This window comes from Actinomadura rifamycini DSM 43936 (assembly GCF_000425065.1).
Taxonomy (GTDB): domain Bacteria; phylum Actinomycetota; class Actinomycetes; order Streptosporangiales; family Streptosporangiaceae; genus Spirillospora; species Spirillospora rifamycini.
This window is the reverse complement of the sequence record NZ_AULB01000040.1, coordinates 1-18,036: the sequence shown is the minus strand read 5'-3', so window position 1 is coordinate 18,036 and position 18,036 is coordinate 1. Positions and strand designations below refer to the sequence as shown.

General features: G+C 76.1%; 19 protein-coding genes. 9 read left to right on the top strand and 10 right to left on the bottom strand.

Going from position 1 to position 18,036, the window contains the following annotated elements; all coding sequences use genetic code 11:
• Positions 1–3: 3 nt before the first annotated feature.
• Together H505_RS50775 and H505_RS0130540 are read right to left on the bottom strand one after the other, a co-directional pair.
• Positions 4–741, bottom strand: a complete 738-nt coding sequence (locus H505_RS50775) for a DoxX family protein (RefSeq protein ID WP_169528877.1) — start codon at positions 739–741, stop codon at positions 4–6.
• A gap of 94 nt (positions 742–835) precedes the next feature.
• On the bottom strand, positions 836–1,726 hold the full coding sequence (locus H505_RS0130540) for a serine hydrolase (protein ID WP_026405007.1): 891 nt from the start codon (positions 1,724–1,726) through the stop codon (positions 836–838).
• A 114-nt stretch (positions 1,727–1,840) separates the two neighbouring features.
• On the opposite strand from H505_RS0130540, the gene H505_RS0130535 reads away from it, so the two are divergent.
• From H505_RS0130535 to H505_RS0130515, 5 genes are all read left to right on the top strand, one after another.
• Positions 1,841–2,467, top strand: coding sequence for a GntR family transcriptional regulator (locus H505_RS0130535; protein WP_026405006.1), 627 nt, complete (start codon positions 1,841–1,843; stop codon positions 2,465–2,467).
• A gap of 32 nt (positions 2,468–2,499) precedes the next feature.
• Complete coding sequence (locus H505_RS0130530) at positions 2,500–2,964, top strand: OsmC family protein (protein WP_026405005.1); 465 nt, start codon at positions 2,500–2,502, stop codon at positions 2,962–2,964.
• Positions 2,965–3,049: 85 nt separating this feature from the next.
• On the top strand, positions 3,050–4,015 hold the full coding sequence (locus H505_RS45325) for a hypothetical protein (protein WP_051301337.1): 966 nt from the start codon (positions 3,050–3,052) through the stop codon (positions 4,013–4,015).
• Positions 4,016–4,019: 4 nt separating this feature from the next.
• Positions 4,020–5,069: a lipoate-protein ligase LplAB gene (gene lplAB, locus H505_RS0130520; RefSeq protein ID WP_026405004.1), complete on the top strand. Its 1,050-nt coding sequence runs from the start codon at positions 4,020–4,022 to the stop codon at positions 5,067–5,069.
• 104 nt (positions 5,070–5,173) lie between these two features.
• Positions 5,174–6,433: a TerD family protein gene (locus H505_RS0130515; protein ID WP_026405003.1), complete on the top strand. Its 1,260-nt coding sequence runs from the start codon at positions 5,174–5,176 to the stop codon at positions 6,431–6,433.
• Between the two features lie 49 nt (positions 6,434–6,482).
• Here H505_RS0130515 and H505_RS0130510 read toward each other — a convergent pair whose 3' ends face one another.
• Positions 6,483–7,130 (bottom strand): HhH-GDP family DNA glycosylase, encoded by a 648-nt coding sequence (locus H505_RS0130510; protein WP_026405002.1) that lies wholly within the window; start codon positions 7,128–7,130, stop codon positions 6,483–6,485.
• 80 nt (positions 7,131–7,210) lie between these two features.
• Positions 7,211–7,906: a ribonuclease HII gene (locus tag H505_RS0130505; RefSeq protein WP_051301343.1), complete on the bottom strand. Its 696-nt coding sequence runs from the start codon at positions 7,904–7,906 to the stop codon at positions 7,211–7,213.
• A gap of 343 nt (positions 7,907–8,249) precedes the next feature.
• On the opposite strand from H505_RS0130505, the gene H505_RS0130500 reads away from it, so the two are divergent.
• The gene (locus H505_RS0130500) at positions 8,250–10,859 is read left to right on the top strand and encodes an AAA family ATPase (RefSeq protein WP_026405000.1); all 2,610 of its coding nucleotides are present in this window, start codon (positions 8,250–8,252) and stop codon (positions 10,857–10,859) included.
• 72 nt (positions 10,860–10,931) lie between these two features.
• A complete protein-coding gene (locus H505_RS0130495) occupies positions 10,932–12,017 on the top strand; it encodes a winged helix DNA-binding domain-containing protein (RefSeq protein ID WP_051301336.1) in 1,086 nt (361 codons plus the stop codon).
• A 13-nt stretch (positions 12,018–12,030) separates the two neighbouring features.
• On the opposite strand, the gene H505_RS45320 is transcribed toward H505_RS0130495, so the two are convergent.
• Positions 12,031–12,681: a TetR/AcrR family transcriptional regulator gene (locus H505_RS45320; RefSeq protein WP_245592666.1), complete on the bottom strand. Its 651-nt coding sequence runs from the start codon at positions 12,679–12,681 to the stop codon at positions 12,031–12,033.
• 71 nt (positions 12,682–12,752) lie between these two features.
• Here H505_RS45320 and H505_RS0130485 point away from each other — a divergent pair, with 71 nt between their 5' ends.
• Both H505_RS0130485 and H505_RS0130480 read left to right on the top strand, forming a co-directional pair.
• Positions 12,753–13,496: an SDR family NAD(P)-dependent oxidoreductase gene (locus H505_RS0130485; RefSeq protein ID WP_026404998.1), complete on the top strand. Its 744-nt coding sequence runs from the start codon at positions 12,753–12,755 to the stop codon at positions 13,494–13,496.
• 51 nt (positions 13,497–13,547) lie between these two features.
• Positions 13,548–14,243 (top strand): histidine phosphatase family protein, encoded by a 696-nt coding sequence (locus H505_RS0130480; RefSeq protein WP_026404997.1) that lies wholly within the window; start codon positions 13,548–13,550, stop codon positions 14,241–14,243.
• Here H505_RS0130480 and H505_RS0130475 read toward each other — a convergent pair.
• Genes H505_RS0130475 through H505_RS0130455 form a run of 5 tightly spaced genes read right to left on the bottom strand, consistent with a single transcriptional unit; the run spans position 14,240 to position 17,365 of the window.
• Positions 14,240–15,079 carry a 5-oxoprolinase subunit C family protein gene (locus H505_RS0130475; protein ID WP_341849573.1) on the bottom strand — a complete coding sequence of 280 codons (840 nt, stop codon included), beginning with the start codon at positions 15,077–15,079 and terminating at the stop codon, positions 14,240–14,242. The genes H505_RS0130480 and H505_RS0130475 overlap by 4 nt on opposite strands.
• Before the next feature lie 5 nt (positions 15,080–15,084).
• Complete coding sequence (pxpB, locus tag H505_RS0130470; protein ID WP_026404995.1) at positions 15,085–15,687, bottom strand: 5-oxoprolinase subunit PxpB; 603 nt, start codon at positions 15,685–15,687, stop codon at positions 15,085–15,087.
• Positions 15,684–16,436, bottom strand: a complete 753-nt coding sequence (locus tag H505_RS0130465; RefSeq protein ID WP_026404994.1) for a LamB/YcsF family protein — start codon at positions 16,434–16,436, stop codon at positions 15,684–15,686. Before H505_RS0130465 ends, pxpB begins: the two co-directional genes overlap by 4 nt.
• 12 nt (positions 16,437–16,448) lie before the next feature.
• Entirely contained in the window at positions 16,449–16,814 is a 366-nt protein-coding gene (locus H505_RS0130460; RefSeq protein ID WP_026404993.1) for a hypothetical protein, read from the bottom strand.
• Positions 16,811–17,365, bottom strand: coding sequence for a hypothetical protein (locus H505_RS0130455; RefSeq protein WP_157433190.1), 555 nt, complete (start codon positions 17,363–17,365; stop codon positions 16,811–16,813). Before H505_RS0130455 ends, H505_RS0130460 begins: the two co-directional genes overlap by 4 nt.
• Positions 17,366–18,036 lie beyond the last annotated feature (671 nt).

Below are 18,036 nucleotides of genomic sequence, written 5' to 3'. Positions count from 1 at the left end.
GCGTCAGGACGGCGCGTCCCCCGCGGCGTCCGTCGGCGGCTTGACGGGCTGCGTGTCGCCGGAGCGGCGGCGGTGCGCCGCCTTCCGGCGGCCCGCCACGGGCTTGTCGTCCTCGGTGCCGGCGGGCGGGGCCGGGGGCGCGGCGGGCTCGGGCGGCGCGGGGGCGGCCTTCGGGGCGGCCTTGGGCGCGGACCGGCGGGCCGGGGCCTTCTTCGCCGGGGGCTCGACGGGCTTGGTCTCGGCCTGCCGGAGCGACTCCACGAAGCTCTCCGCGTCGTCCTCGTCGTCCTCGTCCCCCGGGTCGTCCGGGCCCGCGGCGCGCCGCCGGACGATCCACGCGTCGAGCGTCAGCCGCCCCCCGGCGCCCGCGGCCAGCAGCAGGGCGGCCATGCCGAGCGCGACGACCAGCTCGTAGCCGTTCTGCGCGCGGTCGCCGTCCACCATGAACAGCCCCTGGTCGGCGTGCACGAACAGGAACGCGCCGAGCATGTCGATGAACAGGAGGGCGCCGGTGACCGGCAGCGCCAGCCCGGCGATCAGCGCGGCGCCGCCGAGCAGCTCGACGAACGCGGCGTAGACGGCCGCGGCGGTCGGGAGCGGGACCCCGAGGGCGTCGAAGGACTCGCCCGTCGCGGTGACGCCGGCCTCGATCTTCTGCCAGCCGTGCGCCATGAAGACGACGCCCACGCCGATCCGCGCGAGGACGGCCGCGACGTCGTACACCAGTGACCGAGAGCGCATGCCGTCGACTCCTTCAGCACGGGGGGTGGGCCCGGGTCGTCGGAGAGTATGACGGCATCCGGACGAATCGCGCGAATGCCCCAGGTAGGAGCGGTCACCGGTGCTCGTGCGGACGGTCGAGCGCGGCCGCGACCGTCCGGACGGCGTGCTCGACGGTCTCGATCCCGGCCTCCATCGTCGCGTTCCGCTCGGACAGCGCGGCGATCAGCAGGAGGCGGCCCGAGGCGCGGACGAGGCCGATGCTGTTGACCGTCCAGCGGCCGCCGTGGGCGTCGCGGGGCAGCCAGCCGTTCTTCAGGGCCGCGTCCCCGCCGGCCGCGCTCACGCCCCACGACTGCGCCGGGACCACGCCGGCCATGAGGTCCCGGACGCGGCGGCGGTTCGCCGCCGACAGCGGGCTCGCGGGGGAGACCAGCGCGGTGAGGAGCGCGACCTGGTCGGCGGCCGTGGTCGTCGTGGAGCCCCAGAAGCCGCCGGGCCCGGGGACCGTGTCGCGCAGGCCGAAGTCCTCGTTCGCGGCGGCGAGGCCGTCGGCGCCGCCGACGGCGTGCCAGAGGGCCGTGGCGGCGTCGTTGTCGCTGACGGTGACGGCGCGCTCGGCGAGGGCCTCCTCGGCGGACGTCGGCGCGCGGCCCTCGCGCTGGGCCCGCAGGAGCAGGGCCATGACGATGTTCACCTTGACGATGCTGGCCGTCGCGGGCCGCAGCGCGTCCCCGTAGGAGTAGGCGACCCCGCCCTCGGTGTCGCGCACCGCGAGCGCCACCGAGCCGGGACGTTCGCGCAGGTAGGCGTCCAGGGCGCGGGTGAGTTCGGTGCGCTCGGCCGCGCCGGGGAGCGGGGCCGGGCGGGGCGCGGGCGGCGGCGCGACGGCGAGCACGGCGGCCGGGTGCCGCGGGCGCGGCGGGACGGGCGCGCCCGCGGCGAGGACGGCGAGGACGGCGGCGCACGCGATCACGAGCGCGACGATCGGCCACCGGCGCCTCATGCGCGGTCCGGCGGGGCGGTGTCGTTGGGCATGGCGGGGAGTGTCGCGGGACGGGCGTTTCCCGGCCGTTACGCGCTTTGCATGCAATGTATGCTTTGCATGCAAAGGAGGGCCATGCAGGCGGAAGCGGTGTACCGGCGGTTGCGGGAGCTGATCGTGGCGGGGGAGTACCCGCCGGGCGAGCGGCTGACCGAGGCGTCGGTGAGCGCGGCGCTGGCGGCCGGGCGCACCCCGATCCGCGAGGCGCTGCGCAGGCTGGAGAGCGACGGCCTGGTGCGCGGCGCCGGCCGCGGCGTGGTGGTGCGCGGGTTCGGGACGGACGAGCTCGCCCACGCCTACGCGGTCCGCGCGGCGCTCGAGGCGCTCACCGCGGAGCTCGCGGCGGACCGGCAGCGGACCGGGCACCTCGCCCCCGCCGCCCTCGCGGCCCTCGACCGGGACGCGGACGCCCTGGAGCGGGTCACCGCCGACCGCGACCTGGACGGGGCGATCGAGCTGAACCGCCGGTTCCACCGGGGCGTCGCCGAACTGGCCGGCAACCCGGTCGCGCTGGAGGCCCTCGACCGGCTGTGGGACCGGATCGTCGTGTCGACGCGCGCGTCGCTCGTCCCGCCGGAACGCCCGGGCGAGGTCGCGGCCGAGCACCGGCGGCTGCTGCGGGCGATCAGGGACGGCGACCGGGCGGCGGCGGGCCGGATCGCGGGCGACCACGCCCGCGCGACCGGCGCGGCCGTGCGGTGACACGGCCGCGCACGGAAGGAAGGAGGAGGCGAATGCCGAAGACGCACCGCTACGAGGTGTCCGTGACCTGGACGGGCAACACGGGGGCGGGCACCGGCTCGTACCGGGCTTTCGAGCGGGCCCACGAGATCCGGGCGGCGGGCAAGCCGCCCATCGCGGGCAGCTCCGACCCGGCGTTCCGCGGCGACCCGGCCCGCTGGAACCCGGAGGAGCTGCTGGTGGCGTCCCTGTCGGAGTGCCACATGCTGTGGTTCCTGCATCTGTGCGCGACCGCGGGCATCGTCGTCACCGCCTACACCGACGACCCGCTGGGCACCATGGTGGAGACGGCGGGCGGCGGCGGCCGGTTCGAGGAGGTCGTGCTGCGCCCCCGCGTGACGCTGGACGACCCCGCGCGGGCGGACGAGGCGGCGGGGCTGCACGCGCGGGCCCACGAGCTGTGCTTCATCGCGAACTCGGTGAACTTCCCCGTGCGCCACGAACCCGTGGCCGGCTGAACGCCCGCCGCCCCGCCCGTCCGGGGGAGGCGCCTCGCCCGCGCGGGGGAGGCGGCGCGCACCGGCGCGGCGAAGAATCCCGATCATGGAAGCGGAAGTGACGCCGGGCCCGGTGGGCCGCCGGTGGACGGCGGCGCGGCGCGTCGCGGGGTACGGCGCGGCGGCCAGCCTGTCCTTGTACCTGCTCGTGAAGGTCGTCTGGGTGGCGGCGGGGCTCCTCGGTTCCGTGCCGTCGGACGTCGGCGGCGCGGACTGGATCGTGCTGAACGCGGTGACGGTCGTGATGGCCGCCGTCGGGATCGCGCTCGGTGTCGCGCTGGCCCGCGACCGGGGGCGCGGGGCGCCGGCCGTGCCGCTGGTCTTCGTCGCGTGGATCGCCGCCGGATTCCTCGTCCCGATGATCCCCTACATGCTGCTGAGCACCCTCCTCGACGCGGGGCGGACCACCGAACCGGACGAGGGGACGACCGTGCCCGCCTGGGAGGGCGCGTTCCTCGCCGTCGGGTTCCTGGGCATGGCCGTCGGGCTGGCGATCGCCCTCCCCGTCCTCCTGCGGGAACGGTGGCCGGCGGCGTTCGTCGGGCGGCTCGGCGGCGGGCCGCGGGCCGCGGCGGGACGCGCGCGGACGCGGGCCGTCCTCGGCATGTGCCTCCTCCTCGCCGCCGCGTGGGCGTACTGGGCGGCCGGCGGGACGCTCGGCCTCGATCCCGACCGGACCGATCCGATGACCGCGGACGCCCGGCTCCTGCTCGGCAACTCGGCGCTGTGGGCGCTCGCCGGCGCGTGGGCCGCCGCGGCGCGCCGTCCGGACACGCCGACCTGGCTGCCGATGGCCCTCGGCTTCACCGCGTCGGGCTCGCTGTTCGCGTGGAGCGCGTGGAAGCTGCCTCTCGTCTTCCTGCGCCCCGGCGACTACGCGCCCGCCGAGCGCCCGGTCGTCGCGGTCGTCCAGCACGGGCTCGGCATCGCCGCCGGGGCGCTGCTGCTCGCCGCGATCGTGCAGGCGGTCGCCGCGGCGGAATCGCGGCAGCGGCGGCGGGGTTCTCCCTGATGTGATGCACGGTGAGTACAAGGTTCCCGGCGGCAAGCTGGTGGTCGCCGACGTCGACGTCGTGGACGGGCTGCTGCGCGGCCCGCGGATCAGCGGCGACTTCTTCCTCGAACCGGACGAGGCGCTCGCCGCGATCGACGCGGCGCTGGACGGGCTCCCGGCGGGACTGGACGCGCACGAGATCGGCGCCCGGGTGCAGGCGGGGCTGCCGCCCGGCACGGTGCTGCTCGGGCTGACCGCGGAGGCCGTCGGCATCGCGGTGCGCCGGGCGGTGGCGCGCGCGTCCGACTGGCGCGACCACGAGTGGCGGCTGATCCACGAGGGGCCGCAGGAGCCGGCCGTCCACATGGCGCTGGACCAGGTGCTGGCCGAGGAGGTCGCCGCGGGGCGGCGGCCGCCGACGCTGCGGGTGTGGGAGTGGGCGTCCCCCGCGGTGATCATCGGCAGCTTCCAGTCGCTGCGCAACGAGGTGGACGCCGCGGAGGCGGCGCGCGCCGGGGTGGACGTCGTCCGGCGGATCAGCGGCGGCGGCGCGATGTTCGTCGAGCCGGGCAACACGATCACCTACTCGCTGTACGCGCCGGAGTCGCTGGTCGCGGGCATGTCGTTCGCGGAGAGCTACGCGTTCCTGGACGACTGGGTGCTGGGCGCCCTCGGTGATCTGGGCGTGCGGGCGTGGTACCGGCCGCTGAACGACATCGCGTCCGAGCAGGGGAAGATCGCGGGCGCGGCGCAGAAGCGGCTGGCCGCCGGGGCGGTCCTGCACCACGTCACGATGGCCTACGACATCGACGCGGCGAAGATGACGCGGGTGCTGCGGATCGGGCGGGAGAAGATCTCCGACAAGGGGATCGCGAGCGCGAACAAGCGGGTGGACCCGCTGCGGCGGCAGACCGGCCTGCCCCGCGAGGAGATCATCGAGCGGATGATCGGGCACTTCCGCACCCGGTACGGCCTCGCCCCCGACCGCCCCACCGAGGACGAGCTGCGGCTGGCCGACAAGTACGTCGCGGACAAGTTCACCACGCCCGCGTGGACGGCCCGGGTGCCCTGACCGGCGGAACTCTCGCGCGCCGCCGAGCGTCAAGGAGTCGGGGCAGGTCGCGGGGCCCGCGCGTCCGGCCGTAGGGTTCGGGGCAGCGCGGAGGAGGACGTGTCATGTCGATGCAGAAGGGCGCCAACACCCCGGTCGGGGCGTCGGCGGTGCGGGTCGAGCTCGGATGGCGGAGCGGGGTGGGGACGCCCGACGCGGACGCGTCGGCCCTCCTGCTGGCCGGCACGGGCCGGGTCCGGTCCGACGACGACTTCGTCTTCTACAACCAGCCGGTGCACGGGTCCGGCGCGGTGAAGCACGAGGGCAAGCAGCGCGGCGCGACCGTCCTGGACGTCCTGTCGGTCGACCTCGACCGGGTCGAGCCGGCCGTCGAGCGGATCGTCGTCGCGGCGTCCGCGGACGGCGGGACCTTCGGCGAGATCGACGGGCTCTACGTGCGGCTCGTGGACGCCTCGGGCGGCGCGGAGGTCGCGCGGTTCGACAGCAGCGGCGCCACCACGGAGACGGCGTTCGTGCTCGGCGAGCTGTACCGGCGGCAGGGCGCGTGGAAGTTCCGCGCGGTCGGCCAGGGCTACGACTCGGGCCTGGCGGGGCTGGCGACCGACTTCGGCATCTCGGTCGACGACCCCGGCCCGGCGCCCGCCCCCGAACCGCCCGCGGCCGCGGCCGCGCCCGCCGCCCCGGCGGCGCCGCCCGCGCCCGCCGCTCCCGCGCCGGCGCCGCAGGTGCAGGGCGGGAAGATCTCGCTCACCAAGAGCGCCCCGTCGGTGTCGCTGACCAAGCACGGCGCGACGTCCGGGCACATGCGCGTGAACCTCAACTGGACGGCGCGCGAGGGCGTCGCCACGGGCCTGTTCGGCAAGCGCCGCCGCGGCGTCGACCTCGACCTGGACCTGTGCTGCCTGTGGGAGCTGCGGGACGGCCGCAAGGGCATCATCCACGCGCTCGGCGACATGGGCGCCCTCGACCGCCCGCCGTACATCCGGCTCGACAAGGACGACCGGACGGGCGCGGTCGAGTCCGGCGAGAACCTCCACATCAACCTGGACCGGACGGCCGACTTCAAGCGCATCCTCGTGTTCGCCGAGATCTACGACGGCGCCGACGACTTCCGCGGCCTGGACGCCATCGCCACCCTCTACCCGGTCGGCTCGCCGCCGATCGAGATGCGGATGGACGACTGCGTGGACCGCTCCCGGGACGCGGTCCTCGCGCTCATCGAGAACGTGGACGGGGAGCTGGTCGTGCACCGCGAGGGCCGGTTCGTCCTGCCGCCGGCCGGCCGTCCCCGCTGGGGCAAGATGTCGGTCGATCAGGCGTACGGCTGGAACCTGGAGTGGGTCGCCTCCCGCGGCAAGGGGTGACGGCCCGCCGACCCGCGGTTACCGTACTGTGTAAAGGCGGCGGGCGGGTTCAGCGGCCGGCCGCGGCCGCCTCCTTGAACGAGTCGGCGAGCTTCCTGTCGCGGCCGACGCGGACGAGCGCCGCGGTGAGCCGGGCGAGGTCCTTGCCGGCGACCCGGCCCGCGAGGTCGTCGGGGTCGGTGGGCAGGCCGAGCCGCTCGGCGCCCTTCTTCACCTGGTCGTCGACGTAGGGGCGCAGCCACGGCCACACGGCCTGGGCCTCGCGGCAGAAGATGTCCGCGCCGGTCGGCCCGATCCCGGGGAACTCCCGGAGCAGCTCGCCGGCCCGCCGCCGGTCGCGCCCCGCCTCGATGGCGAGCCGCCGCAGGTCGCCCCGGTACCTGTCCCGGACGATCCCGGCCGTGTCGCCCAGCCGGGACGCGGTGCTCTCGTCGTAGCGGACGTAGTGGCCGCGGCCCAGCGCGTCCACCCGTTCCTGCCAGGTCAGCCGGGCCATGCCCCGCGCGGTCCCGCCGCCGGCCGCGAACAGCTCGCGGGCCGCCGACAGCGCGATGCCGGACGAGATGCGGGCGCTGAGCAGGTTGGCGAGGACGAGCAGCTTGAACAGCGCGGCGGGCGCGTCCTTGAGCTCGAACCCGGCCTCTTCGCTGAACGTCTCCCCGGACTCGCGCAGCAGCTTCTTCACGACAGCGTCCATGGGACCACCTCCCGTCCGACCGGCCCTACCCGGACCGGGGGAGATGACTCATTCCGGACGTGAAGGGGCGGTGCGGGCGGTCAGAGGAGGCTGAGCTGGCCCTCTCCGGCGAGCGGGTCGCGGTGCTTCTTGAGGTGCCGCCAGCGCGGCAGGTCGTCCAGGTACGACCACGAGAGCCGGTGGTGCGGCGTGGGCCCCGACTCCGCCAGCGTCCGCTGGTGGGCGGGCGACGGGTACCCGGCGCCGTCGGCGAACCCGTAGCCGGGGAACGCGGCGTCGAGGCCGGCCATGAGCCGGTCCCGGTGGACCTTCGCCAGGACGGACGCCGCCGCGACCGTCACCGACCGCTGGTCCGCCTTGATCTCGCAGCGGACCCGCCACGGCGGCCGCAGGAAGTCCTGCTTGCCGTCCAGGATCACCACGTCGGGCGGGTCGGGCAGCGCCTCCAGCGCGCGGACGGCCGCGCGCCGCAGCGCCTCGGTCATCCCGACCTCGTCGATCTCCTCGGGGGCGGCCGCGCCGACGGCGTGCCCGGCGAGCCAGCCCGGCAGGACCTCGGCGAACGCCTCGCGGTGCGCGCGGGTGAGCAGCTTGGAGTCGGTCAGCGCGACGGTGCGGCCGCCGCGGCCGGGCAGAGCGGGCGGGGCGCTCAGGTCGGTGACCGCCGCGCACACGACGACCGGTCCCGCCCACGCGCCGCGGCCGACCTCGTCCACCCCGGCGATCCGGACGGGACGGCCGCCGGAGCCGAGCGCCGCGCACAGTTCGCGCTCGATCTCGTACCCGGCGGCGCGCGGGACGGGCGCGGGGCCGGTGCCGCTGTCGGTGGCGCTGTCGGTGTCGTCCAGGCCCGGCAGGGCACCGGTCGGGTCGGTCACTGGGGTCCCCCTGGTTCGGCGCGCGGTCGGCGGTCCGCGTCGGCGCGGCCCGGCGTCCAGATCCTAGGGCGCGGTGCGGCCGGCGCGCGTCCGGGCACGTCGGGGCGACGAATGTCCTGGTCCGGTCGGCCGGGCACGCTCCATTCGGTTGCCGGAAGGTGATGCAAGTGTCTTTGTAAGAGACGACGAACCGCGCCATGGGAGTCCCGTTCGGCGCGCCACTGCGCTTTACTCGCTTTTGATGGATTCGTTCGACAGGTCCCGCTCCCGCCCGGCGACCGGCGTCGCGGCACGGGATCTTTTCGAGCGCCTGCGCTGGCGCTACTTCCAGGTCCCGCCCGGGCTCCGCTTCCTGGGCGGGCTGCTCCTCGTGGGCCTGGTGCTGTCGGCGATGGTGGTGCTGGGCGGGCCGGTGCTGGGCACGGCCGCGTTCGCCGTGATCCTGCTCGTCGTCGTGCACCTGACGCTGCGGTCGCCGACGGGTATGGCGGTCGTCGCGGTGGTGGCGTGCTGGCTCGCGCTGTCGATCCCGCTGGGGCGCCTGTACCCGGACGACGGCCGCCCGCCCTACCTGGCGTCGGAGTTCCTGCTGGCGCTGCTGGCCGTCCCGGTCGCGGGGGTGGCGTTCCGGTTGCGCGGCTACGCGCCGTGGCGGACGGCGGTGCTCGCGCTGGGCGCCGCGGGGGTGGTCACGGCCGCGGCGGCGCAGCCGCTGCCGCAGGCGAGCGCGGCCCCGGGCTGGCTCGCGGCGCTGGCCGTCCTCGCCTACCGCTGGGATCAGGCGCGCCGCAGCGTGCCCGCGGACGAGTACGAGACCGGGTGGGTGCAGGAGCAGGCGGGGTCCAAGCCGCCGAAGGAGGACGTGCCGCCCGCCGCGGGCCCCGGCGGCCCGCGGGCCGACCGCCCGGACCGCCCGGACCGCTCGGACCGTCCGGACCGGCGTGATCGGCGGGACGACGACGGGGCGTCCGGCGGGGACGGTCCGGCGCAGCCCGCCGGGGTGCCCGCGGCGACCCGGGCCGCCTACGAGCAGCGCGCGGCGGCGCGGGCCGCCGACCCGGCGCGGCCGGGCGAGCCCGAGGCGCCGGGCGGGCGCCGCGCGGAGGAGCGTCCGGACATCTCGGTGGAGGAGGCGCTCGCCGAACTCGAGGCCATGGTGGGGCTGGAGCCGGTCAAGCGGCAGGTCCGCTCGATCGCCGCGTCGATCGAGGCGGCGCACCTGCGCGCCGCCGCCGGGGTGCCCACCGAGAAGCCGATGCGGCACTTCGTGTTCGTGGGCCCGCCCGGTACGGGCAAGACGACCGTCGCGCGCGTCCTCGCGAAGATCTTCTACGCGTTCGGGCTGCTGCCGGAGGCGACGGTCGTGGAGGCGCACCGCGCCGATCTCGTGGGCGAGTACCTCGGCGCCACCGCGATCAAGACGAACCGGCTGATCGACTCCGCGCTCGGCGGGCTGCTGTTCATCGACGAGGCGTACGCGCTGGTCAACTCGGGGGAGGGGCAGCCCGACCGGTTCGGCGACGAGGCCGTGCAGACGCTGCTGAAGCGCGCCGAGGACGACCGCGACAACCTGGTGATCATCCTCGCCGGGTACGACGCGCAGATGGCCGAGTTCCTCGACACGAACCCGGGGCTGGCGTCGCGGTTCGGGACGCGGGTCCGGTTCCCGTCCTACCGGCCGGACGAGCTGCTGCGGATCGCCGAGCACCACACGTCCCGGCGGGAGGACCGGCTGGACGCGGACGCCCGCCGCCGGCTCGCCGCGCGGTTCGAGGAGGTGGAGCGGCGCGGCATCGTCGACGACCTCGGCAACGGGCGGTTCGTGCGGTCGCTGATGGAGGCGGCGGCGCGAGCCCGGGACGTCCGCGTGGTGGACGCGGCGGCGTCGTCCGGGGAGGGGCCGGGGCCCACGGCGGACGATCTGACGACGCTCCGCGCGGAGGACGTGGAGGCCGCGTTCGCCGAGGTCACCGAGCGGTTCCGCGGGTACGCCGAGACGCCGACGCTGGAGGAGGCGCTGGGGTCGCTGGACGCGATGATCGGGCTGGGGCCGGTGAAGCGGCAGGTCCGGGAGATCGCCGCGCAGCTGCAGGTGGCGCGGATGCGGCAGGAGCAGGGGCTGGTGACCCGTCCGCCGACCCGGCATTTCGTGTTCACCGGGCCGCCGGGGACGGGCAAGACGACGGTGGCGCGCGTCCTCGGGCGGATCTTCGCGGCGTTCGGGCTGCTGGCCCGGCCGGAGGTGGTGGAGGCGCAGCGCGCCGACCTGGTGGGCGAGCATCTGGGCGCGACCGCCCTCAAGACGAACAAGGTCGTCGACTCGGCGCTCGGCGGTGTGCTGTTCGTGGACGAGGCGTACGCGCTCAGCAACCCGGGCTACTCGGGCGGCGACGCGTTCGGGCAGGAGGCCGTGCAGGTGCTGCTCAAGCGGGCGGAGGACGACCGCGACCGGCTCGTCGTCGTCCTCGCCGGGTACGAGGCGGACATGGACCGGTTCCTGGCGTCGAATCCGGGGCTGGCGTCCCGGTTCGACGTCCGCGTGGACTTCCCGTCGTACGGGCCGGACGAGCTGCTGCGGATCGCGCAGCGGCTCGCGGAGCAGGGCGGCGACCAGTGGGAGGACCGCGCGCTGGACGATCTGGCGCTGGTGTTCCAGCGGGCGTGCGGCACCGGCCGCATCGACGAGCTCGGCAACGGCCGGTTCGCGCGGTCGCTGTACGAGAAGGCGTGCGCGTGCCGGGCGCTGCGGGCGGCCGAGCTGGGGTCGGCCGCGACCGCCGCCGATCTGACCGTGCTCACCGCCGAGGACGTCCGGGACGCGTTCGCGGAGCTGGCGCACCGGCTCGCCTGAGGCGCCGCCCGGAGCGGTGTCCGGAGTGTCGGTGGCGTCCGGAGTGTCGGTGGTGTGCGGTTGAATCGGGGGATGGCCTCGATGACATGGGAGCGGGTCCTCGCCTGGCGGATGCGGCGGCAGTTCGTCGAGCGTCCGGAGGCGGCGTCCGCGGTGGACGTCGCGCGCCGTCTCGGCGGCGTGCAGGCGCAGGTGGCGTCGTCCGCGAAGTTCGCCGTGGCGGTCCGGCGCGCGGAGCCGGAGCCGGACGAGGTCGCGCGGGGTCTGCTGGACGAGCGCACGCTCGTCAAGACGTGGGCGATGCGGGGCACGCTGCACCTGCTGCCCGCCGACGAGGCCGCGGCGTACCTGGTGCTGTGCGGGGCGGCGCGGCACTGGGAGAAGCCGGGCTGGCAGCGGGCGTTCGGCGCCACGCCCGCCGACCTGGAGGCGATCGCCGGGGCGGCGTCGCGCGCGCTCGCGGGCGGGGCCGTCCTCACCCGCGAGGAGCTGACGCGGGCCGTCGTCGAGGACACCGGTTCCGAGCATCTGCGGGAGGTCCTGGGGTCCGGTTGGGGCATCCTCCTCAAGCCGCTCGCGTGGTGGGGCGTGCTGTGCCACGGGCCCGCGCAGGGCTCCCGCGTCACGTTCGCGTCCCCGGAGGGGCGGCTGCCGGGGTGGAAGGGCCTCCCGCCGATCGACGAGGCCGCGCGCACGGTCGTCCGCGCCTTCCTGGGCGCCCACGGGCCCGCCACGCCCGACATGTTCGACGCCTGGCTCACCCGGAAGGCGAACCGGAAGAAGGACGTCAGGGGCTGGTTCGCCGCTCTGGGCGACGAGCTGTGCACGGTCGAGGTGGACGGTGTCCCGATGCACCTGCTCGCCGAGCACCGCGACGAGCTGCTCGACGCCGCACCGGCGGCGCCCGTCCGGCTGCTGGGCGGTTTCGACCAGTACGTCCTGGGTGCGGGGACAAACGCGACGTACCTGGTCCCGGCGGAGCGGCGGCGCGAGGTGAGCCGCTCGGCCGGGTGGATCTCGCCGGTCGTGCTGCACGAGGGGCGCGTGGCGGGCGTCTGGCAGCCCGAGGACGGCGACGTGTCCGTCACCGCCTGGGAGGACGTCCCGGCCGACCTGCTCGACGCCGAACGGGAGAGGGTGCGCGCGCTGCTGCCCTGAGGCGTCGGCGGGGTCAGGCGTCCGGCGGGGGGTCGGCGGGCGCGCCGCCGGACGCGCCGCCGGGCAGGGCGTTGAGGGCGGTGTCGGCCACGCGCCGCAGGTCGTCGGGTGAGGCGCCGCCGGCCGCCTGCACCGACAGGCCGTACGAGACGGACCAGACGTACTGGGCGAGGGCGGCGGTGTCGGTGCCGGGCGGGAGGTCGCCTTCGTCGCGCGCGCGGTCGAACCGTCCGGTCAGCATGTGCTCCGAGAAGCGCCGCCGGTCCTCGATCTCCCGGCGCGCGCCGTCGTTCTGCCGGCCGGTGACGAGCGCGCCCTGGACGAACAGGCAGCCGCCGGGGCCGCCGGTGACGACCTCGATCGTGCCGCGCAGGATCGCCGCGGTGACGGCGCGCGCGGTGGGTTCGGCCACGGCGTCGCGGACGTAGCCGGCGGGCCCCTCGGCGTACCGGTCGAGGACCTTGCGGAAGAGGGCCTCCTTGTTGCCGTACGCGGCGTAGAGGCTCGGCCGGTTGATGCCCATCGCCGCGGTCAGGTCGGACAGGGCGGTGCCCTCGTAGCCCTGCCGCCAGAAGACGTCGAGGGCGCGGTCGAGCCGCTCGTCGACGTCGAACTCGCGGGGACGTCCGGTCGCCATCGGCGTCTCCTCCCTCGTGCCGCGCACCGGTCGATTGTGTATCGATCAGTATAGTATCGTCTCGTTCAATACCGATCGGTACACAATAGGAGGTCGCAATGGAACTCGACGGCAAGGTGGCACTGGTGACGGGCGGCTCGCGGGGCATCGGCGCGGCGATCGCCCGCACCCTCGCCGCGCGCGGCGCGGACGTCGCGGTCGGCTACGTGGCGTCCGCCGACGGCGCGAAGGAGGTCGTCCGCGACGTCGAGGCGGCCGGCCGCCGGGGCGGCGCCTACCGCGCCGACATGGCCGACCCCGCGCAGGTCGCCGAACTGGTCCGGACGGTCGCCGCCGACTTCGGGCGGCTGGACGTGCTGGTCAACAACGCGGGCGTGATCTCCTACGGGCCGGTCGGCGCGGAGGGCGACGACGTCGCCGGGTTCGACCGCATGTACGACGTGAACCTGCGCGGGGTGGTCGCCGCGGTCCGCGCCGCCGCGCCGCTGCTGGCCGACGACGGCCGGATCATCACGATCGGCTCCAACCTGTCGCACCGCACCGGTTCGTCCGGCGTGGCCGACTACGCCGCCACCAAGGCCGCCGTCCTCGGCTACAGCCGCGGCGCGGCGCGCGACCTGGCCCCGCGCGGGATCACCGTGAACGTCGTCCGGACCGGGTCGACCGACACCGACATGAACCCCGCGGACGGTCCCACCGCCGACTTCCAGCGCGGCCTCAACGCGTTCGGCCGGTACGCCCGCCCCGAGGAGATCGCGGCGGGCGTCGCGTTCCTCGCGAGCCCGGGCGCGTCGTTCATCACCGGGACGGCCCTGGACATCGACGGGGGCGCCCTGGCGTAGCGGACGCCCCGGCGCGGGCGGGGCTCCCGGGGGTCGTCTAGGGTGCGTTCCGTGGACGAGCGGGATGCGCCGGTCGAATACCGGCAGACGCGGTATAAAGCCCCGGACGGCGCGACCGAGGTGCTGCTCATCCGGCACGGCGCGTCCGCTCCCGCCCGCGCCGACGCCCCGTTCCCGCTGGTGGACGGGCAGGGCGACCCCGAGCTCGCGCCAGAGGGGCGGGAGCAGGCGGAGCAGGTCGGCGAGCGGCTCGGCGGCGAGGCGTTCGACGCCCTCTACGTGACGACGCTGCGCCGGACGCACGAGACGGCCGCGCCGCTCGCCCGCCGGCTCGGCATGGAGCCCGTCGTGGAACCGGGGCTGCGCGAGGTCCACCTCGGCGCGTGGGAGGGCGGCGCGCTGCGTCGCAAGGTCGCCGAGAACGACCCGGTCGCGCAGCGGATGTTCGCCGAGGAGCGCTGGGACGTCATCCCCGGCGCCGAGGCGTCCGACGCGTTCGCCGCGCGGGTCGAGGAGGCCCTCACCCGGCTCGCCGCGAAGCACGCGGGCGGCCGCATCGCGGTGTTCACCCACGGCGGCGTGATCGCGCAGGCCCTCGCCGCCGCGACCGGCGCCCGCCCCTTCGCGTTCCTCGCCCCCGACAACGGGTCGATCTCCCGGCTGTACAGGCTCGGCGGACTCGCCCAGATCCGCGGGTTCAACGAGGTCGCGCACCTGGACCGGTCCGCGCCCGCCCCGCTCACCTAGACCGCGAACCGCACCCGCTGCCCCGGCCGCAGCTGCGCCGCGTCCGGAACGGACGCGGCGGCCAGCACCGCGATGACGGGGTAGCCCCCGGTCGTCGGGTGGTCGGCCAGGAACACGATGGGCAGCCCGCTCGGCGGCACCTGCACCGACCCGGTGACCATCCCCTCGCTGCCCAGTTCCCCCTGCCGCGACCGCCGCAGCGCCGGACCGTCCAGCCGGACCCCGACGCGGTTGCTGTCCGGCGACACCCGGTACACGGCGGACGTGAGCGTGCGCAGTGCGTCCGGCGCGAACCAGTCGTCCCTGGGGCCGGGCAAGATCCGCAGTACCGGCGTCTCCGGCGCGGTCGGAACGGGAGCCATGTCGACGGTGATGGGGTCAAGGCCCGTGGCAGGCCCCATGGGAATCCGGTCGCCGGCCTTCAGCGGCTCCGGACCAAGACCCGACAGCAGATCCGTCGACCGGCTCCCCAGAACCGCCCCCACCGCGACTCCACCCCGCACGGCGAGGTAACTGCGCAACCCCGAAACGGGCGTGCCGAACTCCACGGTCGCACCCGAGGGCACACGGCACGGCGCGTTCGTCCCGCACCGGCGCCCCCGGACGCTCACGGGAAGCGCCGCGCCCGTGACCGCGACCCACGCCGCACGGTGGAAACGCAGAACCGCCCCGCCCAGCGTGAACTCCACGCCTGCCGCGCCCTCCGGATTGCCCACCAGCCGGTTGGCGAGCCGGAACGCCCGCTCGTCCGCCGCGCCCGACCGCGGCACCCCCAGATGCGCCAGGCCGGGCCTGCCGAGATCCTGCACGGTCGCCAGCGGCCCCGGCCGGACCACCTCGATCAACGGACGAACCGGACGCGCGTCCCCGGCCGCAGCAGCGACGGCGGATCGCGCTCGACGTCCCACAGCACCGCCGCCGTCCGCCCCAGCAGCCGCCAGCCGCCCGGCGACCGCGACGGGTACACCGCCGCGTACCGTCCCGCGACCGCCACCGAACCCGCCGGGACGGCCGTCCGCGGCGACTCCCGGCGCGGCACGTGCAGCGCCGGATCCAGCCCCGTCAGATACCCGAAACCGGGCGAGAACCCCAGATACGCGACCGTGTACCAGGCGTCCGAGTGCCGCCGCACGACCTCCTCCTCCGACAGCCCGGTGAGCTCCGCGACCTCCGCCAGATCCGCCCCGTCGTACACGACCGGGATCTCCACCGGCTCCGCGCCCGCCGCCGCGCCGCCCGGCCGCGGCAGGTCCGGCAGCACACCGGGGAGCCGGTCCATGTCCGTGCCCGGCTCGGCGACCACCAGCACGGTCCGCTCGCCCGGCACCACGTCGACCACCCCCGCCGGACGGGCGTCCCGCAGCGCCGCGTCCAGCCGGTGCGCGCTCGCCAGATCGTCCGCCTCCACCAGCAGCGCCGCGTCCCCCGCCCGCAGCACCCTCACGCGAACGGCTCCAGCGCGACGCCCGCGTCCGCCAGCGCCGCCCGCACCGCCCGCGCCAGCTCCACCGCGCCCGGCGTGTCACCGTGCACGCACATCGACCGCGCCCGCAGCTCCACATCGCTCCCGTCCGCCGCCGCCACCCGGCCGTCCACCGCCATCCGGACGGCCCGCCGCACGACCTCCCCGGCGTCGTGCACCACCGCGCCCGGCTCCCGCCGCGACACCAGCCGCCCCTCCGGGGTGTACGCGCGGTCCGCGAAGCACTCCGCCACCACCGTCATCCCCCCGGCCGCCCCGTGCACCGCCGACCCCGGCAGCGTCAGCAGCGGCAGCGACGCGTCGTACGCCCGCACCGCCTCCACCACCGCGCGCGCCTGCACCTCGTCGCGCGCCACCCGGTTGTACAGCGCCCCGTGCGGCTTCACGTACGCGACCCGCCCGCCCTCCGCGCGCGCGATCCCGTCCAGCGCCGCGAGCTGGTACAGCACCTCCGCCGTCAGCTCCGGCGCCGCCACGTCCATCTCCCGGCGCCCGAACCCGGCCAGATCCCGGTACGACACCTGCGCGCCGATCGCCACCCCGCGCTCCACCGCCGCCGCGCACACCCGCCGCATGATCAGCGGATCGCCCGCATGGAACCCGCACGCCACGTTCGCGCTGGTGATCACGTCGAGCAGCGCCAGGTCGTCGCCCAGCTCCCAGATCCCGAACCCCTCGCCGAGGTCGGCGTTGATGTCGATGACCGCCATGCCACGACCTTCTCAGACGATCTCCTCGCGGACGTCCTCGACCTCGTGCCGCGACGCCCACGCCTGGTACACGCCCCGGTCGAACGTCTCCAGCTCGAGCCGCTCCGCCACCGGCGCCTTCCCGCCCGTGTACTCCACCCGCAGCCACCCGTCCTGCTCGCCCAGCACCACGAACGGCTCCCCGCGCCAGACACACCGCGTCGTGACGTAGTGCAGGCGGTCCACCTCCGCCGCCGGAACCACCCGCAGGTACCGGTCGGGGGTGATCTGCCGGAACCCCTCGGCCGCCCGGTCCGCGTACAGCCGCACCAGGTCCCCGTCCGGGCTCGCCTCGAACTCGGCGCCCCGCCAGCCCGCGTAGTACCCGTGCCTGATCACGCCCGTCCTCCCGGCAGCTTCACGTGCCACCTGCGCAGATCGGCGTCGAACACGGCCACCAGCCGCTCCGCCCCCTGCGCGTCCAGCCGGTACAGCTCCGCCCCGTGCGGCAGCCGCTGACTGTCGATCTTGAACTCCGGGATCGACGGCCCCTCGCCCGGCGCGTACCCCGACCCCGGGAACGGCGCCTTCTCGATCACCCAGCCGCCCGGGACGATCCCCATGCTCCACTCGTCGATCCCGCCCAGCGGCCGCCGGAACAACCCGGGCTTCGCCGCCGCCCACCGGATCACGAACACCTGCTCGTCCGCCGGACTGAACGGCGACCCCTCGTACACGAGCCCCAGCGCCCGCACGACCGCCGCCGGCGTGCCCAGCCCCCGCACGTCCTCGAACCGGTGCACGTACCCGGCGACCAGGTCGTACCCGCCCTCCAGGTAGTGCCGCACATGGTCGCCGCGCACGACCTTCTGCATCACCACGACCGACTGCCCCGCCGCGACCTCGTCCACCCCGCCCGGGTCGCCGCCAGAGGCCGCCGCCCCGGTCACGCCGCCTGCGACACCCCCGCGCGCGCTCGGAGACGGCCGAGCCGCACCGGGCTCGCCCGCGGACCCGACGGAGAGCGGGTCGCCGCCGGGTGCCGCCGGTCCGCCGAGCGCGTCGCCCGGGGCCCTCCCGCGCGCGCTTGCGGACGGCCGGGGCGTGCCCGGGGCGTGCGTGGGGCCGGTCGCGAGCGGGTCGGCGCCGCTGCCAGGGGCCGTCGGCCCGCCGGGCGCATTGCCGAGCGCGCCGCCTGGGACACTCCCGCGCGTGCTTGCGGACGGCCGAGCCGTACCGGGCTCGTGGGCGGGCCCGGGGGAGAGCGGGTCGGCGGCGCCGCGCGGTGCCGCCGGTCCGCCGCGCGTGCTTGCGGACGGCCGGGGCGCGCCCGGCTCGCGCGCTCCGCTGCCGGGTGCCGTCGGCCCGCCGGGCGCGTTGCCGAGTGCGTCGCCTGGGACACTTCCGCGCGTCCCCGCGGACGGGCGAGCCGCACCCGGGTCGTGCGTGGGGCCGGTCGCGAGCGGATCGGCGGCGCTGCCAGGGGCCGTCGGCCCGCCGGGTGCTCCCGGCTCGCGTGGGGGCGCCTGGGGTGCGCCGGGTGCCGTCGGTCCGCCGGGCGCGTTGCTTGAAGCGCTTCCGCGCGCGCTTACGGACGGCCGGGGCCCGCCCGGGGAGTGCG

Bases quoted from the DNA above. Each gene is read 5' to 3' on its own strand.
- H505_RS0130515 (WP_026405003.1), top strand. From the start codon at position 5,174: ATGTCGATGCAGAAGGGCGCCAACACCCCGGTCGGGGCGTCGGCGGTG.
- H505_RS0130530 (WP_026405005.1), top strand. From the start codon at position 2,500: ATGCCGAAGACGCACCGCTACGAGGTGTCCGTGACCTGGACGGGCAAC.
- H505_RS0130465 (WP_026404994.1), bottom strand. From the start codon at position 16,436: ATGGCGGTCATCGACATCAACGCCGACCTCGGCGAGGGGTTCGGGATC.
- H505_RS50775 (WP_169528877.1), bottom strand. From the start codon at position 741: ATGCGCTCTCGGTCACTGGTGTACGACGTCGCGGCCGTCCTCGCGCGG.
- H505_RS0130535 (WP_026405006.1), top strand. From the start codon at position 1,841: ATGCAGGCGGAAGCGGTGTACCGGCGGTTGCGGGAGCTGATCGTGGCG.
- lplAB (WP_026405004.1), top strand. From the start codon at position 4,020: ATGCACGGTGAGTACAAGGTTCCCGGCGGCAAGCTGGTGGTCGCCGAC.
- H505_RS45325 (WP_051301337.1), top strand. From the start codon at position 3,050: ATGGAAGCGGAAGTGACGCCGGGCCCGGTGGGCCGCCGGTGGACGGCG.
- H505_RS0130540 (WP_026405007.1), bottom strand. From the start codon at position 1,726: ATGAGGCGCCGGTGGCCGATCGTCGCGCTCGTGATCGCGTGCGCCGCC.
- H505_RS0130485 (WP_026404998.1), top strand. From the start codon at position 12,753: ATGGAACTCGACGGCAAGGTGGCACTGGTGACGGGCGGCTCGCGGGGC.
- H505_RS0130495 (WP_051301336.1), top strand. From the start codon at position 10,932: ATGGCCTCGATGACATGGGAGCGGGTCCTCGCCTGGCGGATGCGGCGG.
- H505_RS0130500 (WP_026405000.1), top strand. From the start codon at position 8,250: ATGGATTCGTTCGACAGGTCCCGCTCCCGCCCGGCGACCGGCGTCGCG.
- H505_RS0130510 (WP_026405002.1), bottom strand. From the start codon at position 7,130: ATGGACGCTGTCGTGAAGAAGCTGCTGCGCGAGTCCGGGGAGACGTTC.